General features: G+C 61.4%; 17 protein-coding genes. 13 read left to right on the forward strand and 4 right to left on the reverse strand.

Going from position 1 to position 15,980, the window contains the following annotated elements; translation table 11 throughout:
- Positions 1-127: 127 nt before the first annotated feature.
- The 3 genes from MC381_RS12880 to fliE all read right to left on the reverse strand — a co-directional run bounded on the left by MC381_RS12880 (position 128) and on the right by fliE (position 2,631).
- Complete coding sequence (locus MC381_RS12880; protein WP_251978159.1) at positions 128-829, reverse strand: 16S rRNA pseudouridine(516) synthase; 702 nt, start codon at positions 827-829, stop codon at positions 128-130.
- A gap of 3 nt (positions 830-832) precedes the next feature.
- The gene (locus MC381_RS12885; protein WP_251978160.1) at positions 833-1,633 is read right to left on the reverse strand and encodes an amidohydrolase; all 801 of its coding nucleotides are present in this window, start codon (positions 1,631-1,633) and stop codon (positions 833-835) included.
- 677 nt (positions 1,634-2,310) lie between these two features.
- Entirely contained in the window at positions 2,311-2,631 is a 321-nt protein-coding gene (fliE, locus tag MC381_RS12890) for a flagellar hook-basal body complex protein FliE (RefSeq protein ID WP_251978161.1), read from the reverse strand.
- Positions 2,632-2,924: 293 nt separating this feature from the next.
- Between fliE and fliF the strand changes: the two genes are divergently transcribed.
- The 13 genes from fliF (at position 2,925) to fliR (ending at position 14,438) form a co-directional block, all read left to right on the forward strand.
- Positions 2,925-4,712: a flagellar basal-body MS-ring/collar protein FliF gene (gene fliF / locus MC381_RS12895; protein ID WP_251978162.1), complete on the forward strand. Its 1,788-nt coding sequence runs from the start codon at positions 2,925-2,927 to the stop codon at positions 4,710-4,712.
- Positions 4,709-5,707, forward strand: a complete 999-nt coding sequence (gene fliG / locus MC381_RS12900; protein WP_251978163.1) for a flagellar motor switch protein FliG — start codon at positions 4,709-4,711, stop codon at positions 5,705-5,707. Before fliF ends, fliG begins: the two co-directional genes overlap by 4 nt.
- Positions 5,694-6,464: a flagellar assembly protein FliH gene (locus tag MC381_RS12905; protein ID WP_251978164.1), complete on the forward strand. Its 771-nt coding sequence runs from the start codon at positions 5,694-5,696 to the stop codon at positions 6,462-6,464. Before fliG ends, MC381_RS12905 begins: the two co-directional genes overlap by 14 nt.
- Complete coding sequence (fliI, locus tag MC381_RS12910) at positions 6,457-7,866, forward strand: flagellar protein export ATPase FliI (RefSeq protein ID WP_251978165.1); 1,410 nt, start codon at positions 6,457-6,459, stop codon at positions 7,864-7,866. The genes MC381_RS12905 and fliI overlap by 8 nt, the downstream gene beginning before the upstream one ends.
- Before the next feature lie 137 nt (positions 7,867-8,003).
- Positions 8,004-8,453: a flagellar export protein FliJ gene (gene fliJ, locus MC381_RS12915; protein WP_251978480.1), complete on the forward strand. Its 450-nt coding sequence runs from the start codon at positions 8,004-8,006 to the stop codon at positions 8,451-8,453.
- A 339-nt stretch (positions 8,454-8,792) separates the two neighbouring features.
- Positions 8,793-9,935 (forward strand): flagellar hook-length control protein FliK, encoded by a 1,143-nt coding sequence (locus MC381_RS12920; protein ID WP_251978166.1) that lies wholly within the window; start codon positions 8,793-8,795, stop codon positions 9,933-9,935.
- A gap of 190 nt (positions 9,936-10,125) precedes the next feature.
- The gene (gene fliL / locus MC381_RS12925) at positions 10,126-10,620 is read left to right on the forward strand and encodes a flagellar basal body-associated protein FliL (protein ID WP_251978167.1); all 495 of its coding nucleotides are present in this window, start codon (positions 10,126-10,128) and stop codon (positions 10,618-10,620) included.
- A gap of 17 nt (positions 10,621-10,637) precedes the next feature.
- On the forward strand, positions 10,638-11,648 hold the full coding sequence (gene fliM, locus MC381_RS12930) for a flagellar motor switch protein FliM (RefSeq protein ID WP_251978168.1): 1,011 nt from the start codon (positions 10,638-10,640) through the stop codon (positions 11,646-11,648).
- The gene (fliN, locus tag MC381_RS12935) at positions 11,641-12,144 is read left to right on the forward strand and encodes a flagellar motor switch protein FliN (RefSeq protein ID WP_251978169.1); all 504 of its coding nucleotides are present in this window, start codon (positions 11,641-11,643) and stop codon (positions 12,142-12,144) included. The genes fliM and fliN overlap by 8 nt, the downstream gene beginning before the upstream one ends.
- Positions 12,141-12,566 (forward strand): flagellar biosynthetic protein FliO, encoded by a 426-nt coding sequence (gene fliO, locus MC381_RS12940; RefSeq protein ID WP_251978170.1) that lies wholly within the window; start codon positions 12,141-12,143, stop codon positions 12,564-12,566. The genes fliN and fliO overlap by 4 nt, the downstream gene beginning before the upstream one ends.
- 23 nt (positions 12,567-12,589) lie before the next feature.
- Positions 12,590-13,327 carry a flagellar type III secretion system pore protein FliP gene (gene fliP, locus MC381_RS12945; RefSeq protein WP_251978481.1) on the forward strand — a complete coding sequence of 246 codons (738 nt, stop codon included), beginning with the start codon at positions 12,590-12,592 and terminating at the stop codon, positions 13,325-13,327.
- Positions 13,328-13,355: 28 nt separating this feature from the next.
- On the forward strand, positions 13,356-13,625 hold the full coding sequence (gene fliQ, locus MC381_RS12950; RefSeq protein ID WP_251978171.1) for a flagellar biosynthesis protein FliQ: 270 nt from the start codon (positions 13,356-13,358) through the stop codon (positions 13,623-13,625).
- Positions 13,626-13,640: 15 nt separating this feature from the next.
- Positions 13,641-14,438, forward strand: coding sequence for a flagellar biosynthetic protein FliR (gene fliR / locus MC381_RS12955; protein WP_251978172.1), 798 nt, complete (start codon positions 13,641-13,643; stop codon positions 14,436-14,438).
- A gap of 266 nt (positions 14,439-14,704) precedes the next feature.
- Here the strand turns inward: fliR and flgL are convergent, their stop codons facing one another.
- Complete coding sequence (gene flgL / locus MC381_RS12960; protein ID WP_251978173.1) at positions 14,705-15,913, reverse strand: flagellar hook-associated protein FlgL; 1,209 nt, start codon at positions 15,911-15,913, stop codon at positions 14,705-14,707.
- Between the last annotated feature and the right edge of the window lie 67 nt (positions 15,914-15,980).

Below are 15,980 nucleotides of genomic sequence, written 5' to 3' on the forward strand. Positions count from 1 at the left end.
TCATTCCCTAACACTAGGCCACCCTTATCGGGATGAGTAAGATAACGGTATAAAAGGCATTGGTATACGACTCGGTTCAGCCCTACGGCGAGTGTGCCTCACCGCAAGGTGAGGCAGGTGAATCGCATCAGAACGCTGCCACCTCCTCCGGACGCAGGTAACGGCACTCGCCGGGCTCCAGGTCGGGATCCAACTCCAGCGGTCCGATCGCCTCACGATGCAGCTGGACCAGCGGGCATTCGACCGCAGTCATCATCCGGCGCACCTGGTGATAACGCCCCTCTGTCACGCCGATCAGTACTTCACGTTCGCTGATACGCTCGAAGGTTGCCGGCCGCGTGAGACGGTCTTCTCCCTGCAGCGTCAGCCCGGCCTCGAAGCGCCGCGCGATACGCTCCGCATCCTTGTCTGAAATCGGCTCGGCCAGGGTCGCTCGATAGCGTTTCACGCAGGCCCGGTTGGGCGAGGTCACACGGTGCGTCCACTTGCCATCGTCGCTGATCAAGAGCAGCCCGGACGTCTCAACGTCCAGCCTTCCGACCGGATGCAGGCGATCCAGCTGAGGAATATCGATCAGATCAAGCACCGATGGATGATGCGTGGGACGCAGTGAGCACTCGACACCGACCGGTTTGTGCAGCATCAAATAGCGCCAACCGATACGCTCCAGCACCTCCCCCTGCCAGCGGACCGTCTGAGTATCGGAAACCTGACTCGCGCCATCCCGCACCACCACGTCGTCAACGCTAACCTCCCTCAACTTCAAGGCACGCTTGGCCTGACTGCGCGTCAGTTCGGTGGCTTCGCTCAAGAATCGATCCAGACGCATACGTCATACTCCCAATGAAAATCGGTCCGCATCTTGCCATGCCGGGAACTTATCGCGAAACGCCGCGAGCGATTGAGGCGAGATCGACGCGGTCTCGACGAACGCCTGCCCCGCCGCATGATCGACGAGCGGCACCCCTTTGAAGTCGACCAGCAGAGAGTCACCGGCATAGTCGAGTCCATTGCCATCTTGCCCCACACGGTTCACTCCCACCACATAGGCCAGATTTTCGATCGCTCGCGCCTGCAGTAGCGTGCGCCAGGCATGACGTCGCGGCGCGGGCCAGTTGGCGACACACAGCAGCACGTCATATTCAAAGGTATTGGGTGGCACGGGCTGCTGCCGCAGCCAGACGGGAAAACGCAGGTCGTAGCAGACAGAAAGCAGAAATCGTACACCTCGATACTCGACCAGCTGACGCGCTGTCCCCGCCGTGTAATAGGCCGGCTCCGCGCCCATGCGGAAGAGATGATGCTTGTCGTAGTGCTGCGCTTCCCCCTCGGGCGGCGCCCAGATCAGGCGATTGAAGCAGTCCCCCCGATCCGTGATCGCCAGGCTTCCGGTGATCGCGCACTGCCGCTCCCTGGCCTGACGCTGCAACCATTCGACGGTCGTGCCATTTGGCGACTCGGCTAGGCGTTCGGCGTCCATGCTGAAACCGGTGGCAAACATTTCCGGCAGCACGATCAGGTCTGTCTGGCCGCCATCCAGCGTCCCCATGAGACGATCCAGCGCCTCACGGTTCGCCGCCGGCGATTCCCAGATCAGGTCGGACTGCAACAACGTGATGCGTAAATCGTTCATGACGTCCTCGTATCGTGGATCACACCGGCGGGCCCCATATGCCACCGGCACCCTCAGAATGGCGTCATGCTGGATTACGCGCCACGAGAAGATGGCAATCCGCTTGCCACATCGGCTACCAGAGAGCCATACCACGAGCGTTCAACGCCTGCATCACCATGGCAGCCGCAATGGCGGCCAAGTCAAGAAAGAGGCTACTCCGGCAGCTGTTGTCCTGTCGCGGTTATCCCTGCCAAGGGCTACCGGTTTCGTCATGCCGGCCATCACAAGGCTTGACCGTATTGGGATGCGGCCTGCTTATCGTGGCGAGCTGGGGGCTACCGCCACGCGGTAGAGATGCGACAGATACCGGATGCCAGCTCGTGCTATTCCCCAATTCCGCTGGTCGATGGTGATTTAGGCAGGCTGGTGCGACAAGCAAGGCCGAGGCGCCGCCAAGTAGACGAACTGCTGCTCAGTCTCGGCGGTGTTCAGGCTTCAGCGCGACGGCGACTCTCCGATAGGTCGGCCACGGCATCGCGATCAGGTTCATGAACGGCAATTGCCCGCTCGACGCTTTCCGGAGCGGACAAATAGGAGGGTTACGTTGTCTACGAGACCCATGCTCCGAGACGCGCCTGATCCGAGAGCACTGTTGACGTGAGTCGTAAGTGCTGCCAATCAGGCGCGAAGTGACATCAGATCTGCATGCCCATGACGTCCTTATAGGCCGTGACCAGACGATTTCGGGTCTGCAGCCCCATCTCGAAGGCGACACTCGCCTTCTGCATGTCGACCATCACGTCGTTTAGCGCCACATCGGGATCACCGGCTTGAAATGCCTTTGCCTGGTCGGCAGCGGCAACCTTCATCTGGTTGATACGGCCGATGGAGGCCTGGAGCTCGCCGGCGAAACTGCCGGGGCCCTCGGCAACGCTCGTCGGACTGGCCTGTCCGGAAGCCTGGGTAGATAGTGCCTGCATCTGTTGCAGCGCGGCTTGAATGCCTGGAGTGCTCATCGCGATTGTCCTGTGAGGCGAGCGGAATGCCGCCAGTGGATTCGACGCTCGCAGCCTACCAACCCCCCCACTACAACCATTGGCGTAAATGCGTGCGAAAACATCGGCTTTTCCCACCTTCGCCGTCGACAGCGCAACACATAATGGCTGCCATCGAATTTACGCCCCGAGACCGGGCTCGTCATGGCAGAAGAGTGCCGGACGCGCCCGGCTCCGGATGAGCAGACGCGTTGCAGGGATCGGAACACCGCCATGTTGTCGAGTCGAACCATGTGTCTTGAGCGGAGACCGTCATGAGCACGGCCACAACGTCCAATGACACTCAGAATGCTTCCGCGCAGTCGGCCCGAGGCACGGCAAAGCCAAGCGGCGGCCGAGACTGGCTGAACAAGCTGCAGAGCAATCCCAGAATCCCGCTGATCGTCGGCGGTGCGGCTGCTATCGCTATCGTCGCCGTCCTGTTGATGTGGGCGCGCGCCCCGGAATACCGGGTGCTCTACTCGACGCTGACCGATGCCGATGGCGGCCGCATCATCAATCAGCTGGATGCCATGGGGGTGCCCTATGAATTCAGCGAAGGTGGACAAGCGCTGCTCGTCCCGGCGGATCAGGTTCGCCCCCTGCGCCTGCGCCTGGCGGAGCAGGGGTTGCCCCAGGCGAGCGGTGTCGGCTTCGAGCTGATGGATGACCAAGCCTTCGGCATTAGTCAATTCGCCGAACAGATCAACTACCAGCGCGCTCTGGAAGGCGAGCTGGCACGCACCATTGCGACCGTGGGGAGTATCGCCCGCGCCCGGGTCCATCTAGCGATGGCCAAGCCTTCCGTGTTCGTGCGCGAGAGCGAACCCGCCAGTGCATCTGTCGTACTCGATCTCCAGCCTGGCCGTACGCTCAGCGACGGCCAGGTCAGCGCTATCGTCCATATGGTCTCCAGCAGCGTGCAGCAGCTGTCGACCGATGACGTCACGATTGTCGACCAGAATGGCGACCTGCTGACTGGGTCGCGTAGCGAAGGGACTCAACTCGACGGCTCTCAGCTGGACTACGTGCGCAACCTGGAACAGGGCTACGCCAAGCGAATTGAAGATATCCTGTCGCCAATCGTCGGTGCCGACAACGTCCAGGCTCAGGTCACCGCCCAGGTGGACTTCTCCCAGCGCGAACAGACGGCCGAGCGCTATGGCCCCAACCAGCCGCCGAATCAGGCTGCCGTGCGCAGCGAACAAAGCAGCAGTGCCTATCAGAGCAACGGCGATCTCGCCATGGGGGTCCCCGGGGCACTCAGCAACCAGCCACCGGGAACCGCCGCGTCTCCGATCAACGCACCGGGCACCCAGGCCGACGCTGAAGATGGCAACGACGACGGGCAGGACGAAGAAGGGGAAGCCACGCAGACCGAAGACAACTCGTCGAACACCGGCCAGGTACGCCGCAACAGCACGGTCAACTATGAGGTCGACCGCACCGTCGAGCATGTCAAACAGCACGTCGGTGGCGTCGAACGCCTGTCCGTCGCCGTCGTGGTCAACTATCGCGACGGCCTCGATGAAGATGGCGAAGCCACGCAGGTGGCGCTGACCGATAACGAGATGACACAGATTCGCGCCCTCGTTCGCCAGGCAATGGGGTACTCCGAGGTACGTGGCGATGCCCTCGAGGTCGTCAACAGCCCATTCCGCATCAGCGAAACGACCTACGAAGCCGTGCCGTGGTGGCAGACGCCGGAAGTCTGGAGCCTGGCCAAGAGTGCGCTCAAGTACCTGATCGTTGCGCTGGCCGCCCTCTTCCTCTGGTTCAAGGTGGTCAAGCCGCTGATTCGTCGCCAGACCCGCGAGGCAGTGCCGGCCGAGAAAGCCGCCGCCATGGCCGCCACTGCCAGCGCGGCGGCCGGCGCGGCCAGCTATCAGGAAATCGGCGAAGCGGGCAGCGATGACGAGATGTCGGCGCGTCCGTCACCGAAAGAGCGCAGTCGTCGCCGCTCCTCGGGCTACGAGCAAGATCTCAAGGATGCTCGAGAGATCGCGCTGGAAGATCCGAGACTCGTAGCCATGGTGGTCAGAAGCTGGATGGAGAAGTCATGAAAAGCGACATGAGCGGCGCGCGGCGCGGTGCCATCCTGCTGTTGTCACTCGATGAGGACAGCGCGGCGGAGGTGTTCAAATACCTGGCCACGAACGAAGTGCAGGAGATCAGCCAAGAGATGGCCAGGCTCGGCCAGGTCTCCCATGAGGAGATGGCCGCCGTCCTGCAGGACTTCCATAACGAAGCCGAGCAGTTTACTGCCATTAACCTGCACACCAATGAGCACATTCGCTCGGTATTGACCAAGGCGCTAGGCAGCGAGCGTGCCAGCAGCCTGATCGAGGACATTCTCGAGACGACCCATACGGCGTCCGGCATCGATTCGCTGAATCTGATGGAGGCGTCGATGGTTGCCGAACTGATTCGTGACGAGCATCCGCAGATCATCGCCACGATTCTCGTCCACCTGGAGCGCGGCCAGGCCGCCGATATTCTCGAGCTGTTCGACGACAAGCTGCGTGAAGACATCATGCTGCGCATCGCCACCTTCAGCGGCGTGCAGCCGGCCGCCCTGCAGGAACTGACCGAGGTTCTTGGCAACATGCTCGACGGCACCAATCTCAAGCGCAGCAAGATGGGTGGCGTGAGAACGGCGGCGGAGATCCTCAACCTGATGAACTCTACCCAGGAAGAGCGGGTCATCGACGTTGTCCGCGCGCACAGCGAAGATCTGGCACAGAAGATCATCGACGAGATGTTCCTGTTCGAAAATCTGCTCGATATCGACGATCGCGGCATCCAGCTTATCCTGCGCGAGGTCGAAACCAACTCGCTGGTTATCGCGCTACGCGGCTCCGAAGAAGCCCTCATCGAGAAGTTCACGCGCAACATGTCACAACGTGCGGCACAGCTGATGCGCGAAGATATGGAGAACCGCGGACCGGTTCGCCTCTCGCAGGTCGAAAACGAACAAAAGACGATTCTGGGTGTGGTCCGACGCCTGGCGGACTCCGGCGAGATCACCTTGAGCGGCGGCGACGATGGCTACGTCTGATCGCAGTCATCGCCCCCTGCCGACACCGGCAGACGACCGCTGGCATCGCTGGCAGATGGACGACCTCGAGCGTCCGACTGAGACGCGCGACGAACAATCCGGCCACGGCACCCTGCAAGCCGAGCGCTATCGGCGACAGCGTGCCGCCGAAGAGCGTCAACGCCGCGAAGCTGCCGAGCAGGCCCGCGAGCGCGGCTACGAGCAAGGCCGCGCGGAAGGCCACGAGGCTGGCTATGCCGAAGGGTACCGTGAGGGACAGGCTGCCGCTCAAGCCGCCGCAGAGCTCGAGTTCCATAAGCGCCTCGACCTGACACTCAAACCCCTTGCGCCGCTGGCCGAGACCTTTACCCAGGCCTTGGCCCAGCTCGACGAAGATGTCGCCGACCAACTGGTGGAGCTGGCGCTGATCGCCGGCCGGCAGCTGGCCGGTGAATCGCTTCAGACCAATCCCGAACATATCGTCTCGGTCGTGCGCGATCTGCTAGCGGCGGACAATAGTCTCAATGGCAAGCCCAGGCTGTGGCTACACCCTGATGACCTCCCCCTGGTGACCGCAGCTATCGGCGACACGCTGAGCGCATCCGGCTGGGAGTGTCATGCCGACCCAAGCCTGGAACGCGGCGGCTGCCGAGCCACCAGTGCCAGCGGCGGACTGGACGCCACACTCGATACGCAGTGGCGCGCCGTCCTGGATCAACGCCGACGGCGACGCAAAACGGCATCGGCACAAGACAGCGAGCCTCCGGCCGATGAGTGACACGCAAAGCGCGTCGTCGCAGGGCGACGAGTCCAACCACGCACGACACTGGCGACAAACGCTCGACAAGGTCAGTCATCGTGTCGAATCGCTTTCACGCTACCGCCACGAGGGGCGGGTCACTCGCGCTACCGGTCTGGTACTGGAAGCGACCGGCATCCGGCTGCCACTGGGCAGCGCCTGCCTGATTGAGCTGTCCTCCAACGAGGCGGAACGTTTCGCCGAAGCCGAGGTGGTCGGGTTTTCTGGCGAAAAGCTATTTCTGATGCCACTGGCGGACACGAGCGGGTTGCTGCCCGGCGCCCGCGTGCTCGCGCTGAGCGGCAACCGCCTGGACATTGCCAGTGCCCGCCGCTTTCCGCTCGGGGAGACCCTGCTCGGACGCGTCGTCGACGGCAACGGCCGCCCACTGGACGAACTCGGCCCGCTGGACCAGAGCCCACACGCCCCGCTGGAAACGCCACCGATCAACCCCCTCGCCCGCGCACCGATCGATACCGCCATCGATGTCGGGGTTCGTGCCATCAATGGCCTGCTGACGGTGGGCCGTGGCCAGCGCATGGGGCTGTTCGCCGGCTCCGGGGTCGGCAAAAGCGTGCTGCTGGGGATGATGGCACGCTTTACCAACGCCGATGTGATCGTCGTCGGCTTGATCGGCGAACGCGGGCGCGAGGTGCAGGATTTTATCGAGAATATCCTCGGCGACGACGGGCTGGCACGCGCCGTCGTCGTCGCCGCCCCGGCCGACACCTCCCCGCTACAACGCATGCAAGGCGCCTCTTACGCGACTCGACTGGCCGAGGATTTTCGCGATCAGGGCATGAATGTGCTGTTGATCATGGATTCGCTGACCCGCTATGCGATGGCGGCACGCGAGATAGCCTTGGCCATTGGCGAACCGCCGGCCACCAAGGGCTATCCCCCCTCCGTTTTCGCCAAGCTACCCGCCCTGGTCGAGCGCGCCGGCAACGGCAAACGCGGAGGCGGGTCAATTACTGCCTTCTATACCGTGCTGGCCGAGGGCGACGACCAGCAGGATCCGATCGCCGATTCCGCCCGAGCCATTCTCGATGGCCACATCGTACTGTCCCGCCAGCTCGCCGAGAGCGGTCACTACCCTGCCATCGATATCGAAGCCTCGATCAGTCGTGCCATGCCGGCAGTGGTCGATGGCGCCCGCCTCCGCCAGGCACAGGGATTCAAGCAGATGATCTCGCGCTACCAGCGCAACCGTGACCTGATTAACGTCGGCGCCTACGTAAGCGGTCAGGACCCTCAGCTGGATCGGGCTGTTGCCCTCTATCCCCGGCTCGAAACGTTTCTACAACAGCGCATGGATGAAGTCTCGGATATCGGCACGACAGCACAAGTACTGGATGGCTTGATCCCTCCCGCAGGCTGACACCGGCTTCACCTCGAAAAAGCCCGGCTTTTTCCCGCTAATCGCGACTTTGGTTCGACGGCAATGCCCCGACAATGGCAGTGGGTCGACATTGTGCAAACCATTCCGACAGACCGGAGGGAGAAGCCTTGGCCAACATGCAAGCGATGGAGATGCTCCGCGATCTCGCCCAACGCACCAGCGACAAGGCAGTCGAGGACCTGGGGCGCCTACGGCGTCAACAGCAGGAGTCCGAAGTTCAGCTCGCCCAGCTGAAACGCTATCGCGACGAGTATCAACAGCGGCTGCACGACAGTCTGTCCAACGGTGTCTCATCGCGCCGATGGCAAGACTATCAGCAATTTATCGGCTCGCTGGACCAGGCCATCGAACAGCAGAAGCGCCGGCTAGGCGCACAGCAGCAGCATGTCGACCAAGGCGTACAGCGCTGGCAGGGCGAGCGCCGTAAGCTCAATGCCTACGAGACGCTGCATGCGCGCGGCGAACGCGCGCAGGCACGTATCGAGGCGCGCCAGGACCAGCGCCAGAGCGACGAGATGGCAGCACAGCTCCGCCGCCGTCAGCAGGAAATGAGCCACTTCGACTGACCGTTCCCTTCCGACGGATCGCCCCACTATCTTGTAGAGACGGCATCGCCCATGGATATCTCACAGCTCACGACCCTGACGTCGCAATCCGCGCGACCGGCAGACAGCCAACGCGCTCGCGGTGGCGACGACAGCGCATCCCCTTCGCCCTTTTCGGATGCCATGCAGCGCGCTCGGCAAGCTGAAGACGCACGGGCTCGTCCGCAGACCTCGGGCACGCCGGCTAGCCAGGGACAGAAGACAGATAACAGAGAGGTGGCGGGCACGCCGTCTGATGGCCGTGTCCAACAGGAGACGTCTCAAAAGACGGTCGCGCCTCAGGAGACAGTCAAGGCAAACATGAGTGACAGCCAAGATGATCTTCTCGACGCACGACTGGCAGAGACGTCTCTACCCGAGGATATTGACGCTTTGCAGCAGTGGCTCGACAGCCTGCCACAGAACTCGCCGCTGAAGAATTTCGACGCCGAGACGCTGGCCAAGGCCGACGATGGGTCAGACCTGCCTGCCGATGCCCTGGCGGCCCTGGCTGCCCTGGCACTTTTCAACAGCCCGCAAGCCGCATCCGCCTCCGGCAAGACGCCAGCCATCTCGACCGATGGCAGCCCGGCTCGGGGAGCGAATAGTGTCCTCGCCACAACACAGGCGATGCCAACCCTATTGAAAGACACGGCGCAGGCCAGTATCGAAGGCGATAGCGAGCCATTCCCTCGCCTAGACGCCAGCCTGAGCGGCAACCGCGGCCTCCAGTCTCGTCAGGAAGCGACAACGACGCCATCGCTGTTGGAGACACTGGCAGCCAAAAGCGGCCAGGATACCGCGACATCCAAGGGGGCCTCTTCCCTGGCCGCCGCGGTGACCGAGGCCACGGCCAAATTGGCGGGTAACACGTCGACGACAACTGGGGATGGCGCAGCCTTTCGGGACTTGATCGGCGGCCATGCCGAACAGGTTTCGGCAACCCCTAATTCCGCGCCCGCCGTCCAGCCCACGGCATTGGGGCTAACGGCAACAACCGCCACCTCGACTGCGGCGCCAGGCGCTTCCATACCGGTCGCCGTCAACTCACCGCAGTGGCCGGCTTCGTTCGGCCAGCAGATTCTGCAGATGCATCAGCGTGGCGACCAACAGGTCTCGCTACACCTGAATCCGCGCGACCTCGGGCCGTTGAATGTCAGCCTCTCCGTCCAGGATCAGCAGGCGCAGCTGCAAATCCTCTCCGCCCATGCTCCGGTCAGGGCCGCGATCGAAGCCGCCATCCCGCAACTGCGTGAGGCGCTCGCGCAGAGCGGCATCGCGCTTGGCGAGGCGATGGTTGGCGACCAGGGGCAGTTCCAACAACAGGACCAGTCCGGCGACCAGCCACGCTTCGCGGGCGGTGACGGTCTCGGCAGTGGCATCGGCACCTCGGTGGGTGACGAAACGGTGACAGCCCGACAGATCCCACTTGTCGACAACGGCAACATCAACCTCTATGCCTAGCCATCACTGCCGATAACTCCTGAGCGGGCGTCCGGTAGGCGCCCGCGCCTATCCGCTATACGGTGAATGGATCGCTTGCTCCCCCCGTCATCATGAAAGGAGAAGTTGACCGAACGGAAGCGCCTTTTTCCGTCGATCGACCGGCAAGTAACCACCGCATAATCGCCTGCAACTTCCTGGGATTACCGAAATGGCAGACGCAATGGCCGCAACGCAAACCTCGCCCCGCAAAGGGCGCTCGCTGATCGTGATCGGACTACTGATCGTTCTGCTGGCTGTCGCCAGCTCGGTGGCAGTGTTTTTCTTTCTGGACTCGCGCAGCAATGCCGGCAGTGCCGAGGTCACCGAGGAGACACCGCCCCCGCCCCCGGTGCCGATCTTCGTGACAATCGCACCGTTCACAGTGAACCTGCAAAGCGATTATGGCGACAGACTGCTCTATGTCGGCCTCTCGCTGCGCGTGAGCGACCAGGCGACCAGCGACTTCCTGACCCAGCACATGCCGGAAGTTCGTAGCCGCCTGCTGATGCTGATGTCGGGCAAGAGCGCCGACGAGCTGATCCGGCCCCAAGGCAAGCTGCAATTGAAACAGGAAATTCTTGGGCTGTTCGACGACCCGATCACCACACCGCAGCCGACGTTATCGGTGGATGACGTGCTGTTTTCCGATTTCATCGTGCAATAGACAGCGCCAGGCTCCCCATGTCCCAAGAAGATTTGCTGTCGCAGGAAGAGATCGACGCCCTACTCAACGGCGTCAGCGGCGACGACGACAAGAAAAAGACCGAGGATGCCTCCGGCGAGCGGCCTATGCGGCCATTCGATCCTGCCAACCAGCACCGGATCATCCGCGAACGCCTGCAAACGCTGGACATCATCAACGAGCGTTTTGCCCGGCTTTTTCGCGTCGCCCTATTCAACCTGATCCGGCGTAGCGCCGATATCACGGTCTCGGGTGTTCGCTATCAGAGCTACAGCGAATTCGCGCGCAATCTGCCGGTACCGACCAACCTCAACCTGATCAGCCTGAAGCCACTCAAGGGCACGGCATTGCTGGTATTTCCGCCGAGCCTGGTTTTCATGGTGGTTGACAACCTGTTCGGTGGAGATGGTCGTTTCCTGACCAAATCGGACGGTCGGGAGTTCACGGCGACGGAGCAACGCATCATCCAGCGTCTCATGTCGCTGGCTCTGGAAGGTTACGAGGATGCCTGGAAGTCGGTCTATCCAGTGGAAACCGACTATATGCGCTCGGAAACCCAGGTTCGCTTTGCCAACATCACCAACTCGCCCAACGAGATCGTGGTCAACAGCACCTTCCATCTCGAGGTCGGAAATCTGGCAAGCGATTTCAACATCTGCATTCCCTTCTCCATGATCGAACCGATTCGCGACGTGCTCTCCAGTCCGATAGGTGCGTACGGTAGCGAGGATACCCAGTGGGAGTCGCGACTGGCCGGCGAGATAAGGCAGACAGAAGTCGAGCTGATTGCCGACTTTTCGGAGATACCCTCGACGCTGGGCGACGTAGTCTCGCTTTCGGTCGGCGACATTCTACCGATCGAACTTCCCAAAACGATCAACGTTCGCGTCGACGGGGTACCCGTCATGGCTTGTGAATATGGCACGCGCCGCGGCCAGCGTGCGCTGAAAGTGAAGCATCTTATTGACCATGGTACGTACTCCGCCATGAAGGACTTCGACAATGAGTGATGATCAGAAACCCGCATCGACCGATGACAACAACCTCGATCCCGATGATTTGTGGGCCGCAGCCATGGCGGAACAGGGCGTCGACCCCGAGGCGCAGGAGGAGGAAGCCGAAGCAGCAAGCCAGCCGGAGCCGAAGGCCGAACCAGAGCCGAAGGCCGAACCGACTGCGGCTTTCTCGTCGCCCGGAGAAGAGGTCTTTCCCTCGTTCGATCAGGGTAGCGATCCCCGCCAGAGCCGGGATCTCGATATCATCATGGATATCCCGGTCAAGCTGTCCGTTGAACTGGGTCGTACGCGAATTACCATCAAGCAGCTGCTGGAACTCGCCCAGGGTTCCGTCGTGGAGCTCGACGGACTTGCCGGCGAACCGATGGATATTCTCATCAACGGCTATCTGATCGCGCAGGGCGAAGTTGTGGTGGTCGACGACAAGTATGGAATTCGGATTACCGAGATCGTGACACCCTCCGAACGCGTGCAGAAGCTGAATCGATGAACGGAGAGTCCGCTCAAGTTGCCGGCGGCAGTGACGGCATGGGCCTGCTGCTGCTTGGCAAGACCGCGTTGTCCCTACTCGTCGTCGTCGGCATCATTCTCCTCTGCGCCTGGCTGCTGAAGCGCCTGGGACCGAATCGCCGTGCCGGCGGCCAGCACCTCCGCGTCGTGGCGAGCACCCCCGTTGGCCAACGCGAGCGAGTGGTCATCGTGGAAGTTGAGGATCGCTGGTTGGTGCTTGGCGTCGGCAGCGGCCAGGTCAGCAAACTGGATACCCTGACACCGCCCCCCGAACCGTCTCACACCACCGAGAAAACGGACACGCCGTTGAGTGGCAGTTTCGCTACTCGGCTGGGACAGGCCTTGCGACACAACGCGAGCCAGTCCCTGAAGCGCCGGCCGGACAGTGGAGCGGACTCTTGAGACTCGCCGTTTTTGGCAAGCCGCTGCTGCTTGCGCTAATCACGCTGCTAGGCCTGACCGTGAGTCAATGGGCTGCAGCGCAAGCGCTGCCCGGCATCATCAGCCAACCCCTCGACAACGGTGGCCAGCGCTGGTCGCTGAGCGTCCAGACGCTACTGTTCTTGTCATCGCTGGCCTTCCTGCCGGCCATGCTGCTGATGATGACCTGCTTCACGCGCATCGTCATTGTGCTGGGGCTGCTGCGCACCGCCATGGCAACCCCTTCGGCACCGCCGACGCAGGTATTGCTGGGACTGGCACTGTTTCTGACGTTCTTCATCATGTCGCCGGTGCTCGACCGGGTCTATGACGAAGCCTGGCAGCCCTTCTCGGCCGACGAAATCTCCATGGAGGAGGCGCTCGAACGTGGCAGCCAGCCGTTCCGAGAATTCATGTTCGCACAGACCCGCGAGGCCGACCTGGCGATGTTTGCACGAATCGCCGACATCGGGGACCTTCAAGGGCCGGAAGACGTTCCCATGCGTATTCTGGTGCCATCCTTCGTCACCAGCGAGTTGAAGACCGCGTTCCAGATCGGCTTCACGGTTTTCATCCCATTCCTGATCATCGATCTGGTCGTCGCCAGCGTGCTGATGGCACTGGGGATGATGATGGTACCGCCGGCGACGATTTCCCTGCCATTCAAGTTGATGCTCTTCGTGCTGGTCGACGGGTGGCAACTGCTGATCGGTTCGTTGACCCAGAGCTTCTACATGTCATGAGCCGCCATCCGGCTCGAAGGAGATGACGATGACACCGGAAATGGTGATGAGTCTTGCCTATCAGGGAATGAAACTGACACTGATGGTGGCGTCCCCTCTACTGCTCACGGCGCTGGCTATCGGCCTGCTGGTCAGTCTTTTTCAGGCAGCAACCCAGATTAACGAAATGACGCTCTCTTTCATCCCCAAGATTCTCGGCGTCTTTGCCATGCTGATCGTCTCCGGCGCCTGGCTGATCCAGTTGCTGACCAACTTCACGACCCAGGTTTTCCAGAACATCCCGATGATGGTCAACTAAGCAACCGCCACGGCGATGATCGATATCACCTACGCCCAGTGGCAAGGGTGGCTCCAGCTCTTTTTCTGGCCCACCCTGCGCATCCTCGCCTTCACCATGGCCTCCCCCCTGTGGAGTATGCCGAGCCTGCCGAGGCAGGTTCGCGTGCTGTTCGGCGTCGGCATTGCCGTAGCGATCGCCCCTGCGCTCCCTGCCATGCCGACCATTCCGATTGTCTCTCTCGAAGGGCTCGGGTTGATGGTTCAGCAGATACTAATCGGCGTCGCCATGGGGCTGGTACTGCGCATCATGATTGCGGTGGTCCTAACGGCCGGCGAATTTATCAGCATGCAGATGGGGCTCGGGTTTGCGACCTTCTACCAGCCTGATTCAGGGACCAACACCATGGTCCTGTCCCGCATTCTGGAGATGTTTACGCTACTGATGTTTCTAGCGATGAACGGTCATCTGATCGCCCTCGAGATTCTCGCCTGGAGCTTCGAGATGTTGCCGATCGGCACGACTTCCATCGATGCCAGTTTCGCCGAGACGCTAGCCCGCTGGGGCGGAACCATATTCACATCCGGCATGCTGATGGCCGTGCCCATCATGACGGCCCTGCTGATGATCAACCTCTCGCTGGGGATACTCAATCGCGCCTCGCCGCAGCTGTCGATCTTCTCGGTCGGCTTTCCCATGACCCTGACCGCCGGACTGGTCCTGATGACCGCTCTGATCCCCAGCCTCGGCAATTTCTGGGGCGACCTGTTCAGTCAACAGCTGCAGTTCATGCAGGGCATAATCGAACAGATGAGCGGCGCCAACGGCAGCTGACTGTCGATCCCCCGGCGCCATCCCCATCGCGGTGCTACCCAAGAGCTATCCCTGAGCTATTCAGGTAACTTGCACGCCATCTCGGTCTATCTCGCTAGCCTGCCCCTTCGACAGCGCACGACGGAATCTTGGTGAGCCCGATAAGGCTAGCGGTGGTCACGGCATCTTTTATTCGCAACGGCCATGGCCAAACAACGACAAAAGCCCGCGCGAACGCGGGCTTGGCAAGAAGGCGGGCTGGGCCGGGCTGGAAGAACCGAGTTGCCCTACATCATCTCGAACAGCGATGTCCCCTGCAGATTCATGAACGCCTGCTGCGCGGCCTGCAAGCCGACCTGGCGCAGCATGTAGTCGGATACCGCGGTATTGTAGTCCAGGTCGATCAGGTCGCTACGCGTCTGCTCGTAGGCAATATTGCGATCGGCACCGACACTGTCCAAGGTATCCAGCTCGTTGAGTCGTGCGCCGACCGAAGCCCGTACTGTCAGCACGTTATCGAGTGCGTTATCGAGCTGACGACTGGAAGTCGACAGCGTGTTGGTAAACGCGGCACGGTCAGCGTCGGAGTCGAGCGGATTTTCGAGAACACCGAGCATATTTTCCAACGTCGTGAAGATGTCCGGATCGGCGTCTGCCGCCGGCCCTACCGTGAACTTATCACCATCGACTGGCTGCCCCTCAAAAGTCAATCGAACACCATTAAGCTCGATGGCCTTGCCCGACTCATAGGGCCGGTCTTCCAGGTTGCCATCCTCATCGTAAGCCTGATAGGTGACATTTCCATCGCCATCCACACTGAATTCAAGATCGAACGTCTCTCCGTAGCGATCTGCACTACTGTCTGCGATCGAAGGGCCTGTAAATGTCACCGTTCCCTGGTTATCACCAGCCCGAGCGACTTGTGACGCACCAGAGGTCACGCTCTGGAAGACGTCGCGACCGGTATCACCGACTTCCATCAAGCGTGACGAGTCGACTTTCTGCTGCCGAATAGAGTCTGATCCAGCATACTCGACAGCGCCGTCGGCGTTTTGGGTAAACGGCGCAGCGTCATCTTGGTACCCCGCAAACAGGTAGCTGCCGTTACCATTCGTGGAGTTTGCCTGACCAATCAGCGCTTCGTAGACACCACGGAGTTCCGCTGCCACGGATTCACGATCAGCATCGGTAAGCGTTCCGTTACCTGCCTGAACCGTAAGCTGCTTGGCTCGCGTCAGTGCGTCGGCAACACTCCCCAACACGCTTTCCTCCTGACTCAGCGAGTTGCGAACGGTCACTCGGCTATCGCTGTGCTGCTGGGTCGCCGCCAACGACTGAGACACACCGATCGCACGTGAGGACGCCTGGGGGTCATCCGAGGGTCGGACAACGCGCTTGCCGGAAGCGATCTGTTCGCCGACATCCATGAACGCGCCCTGCTGACGGTTCATGGAGTTGACGCTACGCTCAAACATCATCACCGTACTAACACGCATGACTCTCTCCTCTCTCGCTTCCCGATCCTATCGAGAAGCTATCATTCAGTCGTCGTTATCGAGCGGC

The organism is Salinicola avicenniae (genome assembly GCF_023736115.1).
GTDB classification, from domain to species: Bacteria; Pseudomonadota; Gammaproteobacteria; order Pseudomonadales; family Halomonadaceae; genus Salinicola; species Salinicola avicenniae.

Coding starts and splice junctions, on each gene's coding strand:
- MC381_RS12880 (WP_251978159.1), bottom strand. CDS start 829: ATGCGTCTGGATCGATTCTTGAGCGAAGCCACCGAACTGACGCGCAGT.
- MC381_RS12885 (WP_251978160.1), bottom strand. CDS start 1,633: ATGAACGATTTACGCATCACGTTGTTGCAGTCCGACCTGATCTGGGAA.
- fliE (WP_251978161.1), bottom strand. CDS start 2,631: ATGAGCACTCCAGGCATTCAAGCCGCGCTGCAACAGATGCAGGCACTA.
- fliF (WP_251978162.1), top strand. CDS start 2,925: ATGAGCACGGCCACAACGTCCAATGACACTCAGAATGCTTCCGCGCAG.
- fliG (WP_251978163.1), top strand. CDS start 4,709: ATGAAAAGCGACATGAGCGGCGCGCGGCGCGGTGCCATCCTGCTGTTG.
- MC381_RS12905 (WP_251978164.1), top strand. CDS start 5,694: ATGGCTACGTCTGATCGCAGTCATCGCCCCCTGCCGACACCGGCAGAC.
- fliI (WP_251978165.1), top strand. CDS start 6,457: ATGAGTGACACGCAAAGCGCGTCGTCGCAGGGCGACGAGTCCAACCAC.
- fliJ (WP_251978480.1), top strand. CDS start 8,004: ATGCAAGCGATGGAGATGCTCCGCGATCTCGCCCAACGCACCAGCGAC.
- MC381_RS12920 (WP_251978166.1), top strand. CDS start 8,793: ATGAGTGACAGCCAAGATGATCTTCTCGACGCACGACTGGCAGAGACG.
- fliL (WP_251978167.1), top strand. CDS start 10,126: ATGGCAGACGCAATGGCCGCAACGCAAACCTCGCCCCGCAAAGGGCGC.
- fliM (WP_251978168.1), top strand. CDS start 10,638: ATGTCCCAAGAAGATTTGCTGTCGCAGGAAGAGATCGACGCCCTACTC.
- fliN (WP_251978169.1), top strand. CDS start 11,641: ATGAGTGATGATCAGAAACCCGCATCGACCGATGACAACAACCTCGAT.
- fliO (WP_251978170.1), top strand. CDS start 12,141: ATGAACGGAGAGTCCGCTCAAGTTGCCGGCGGCAGTGACGGCATGGGC.
- fliQ (WP_251978171.1), top strand. CDS start 13,356: ATGACACCGGAAATGGTGATGAGTCTTGCCTATCAGGGAATGAAACTG.
- fliR (WP_251978172.1), top strand. CDS start 13,641: ATGATCGATATCACCTACGCCCAGTGGCAAGGGTGGCTCCAGCTCTTT.
- flgL (WP_251978173.1), bottom strand. CDS start 15,913: ATGCGTGTTAGTACGGTGATGATGTTTGAGCGTAGCGTCAACTCCATG.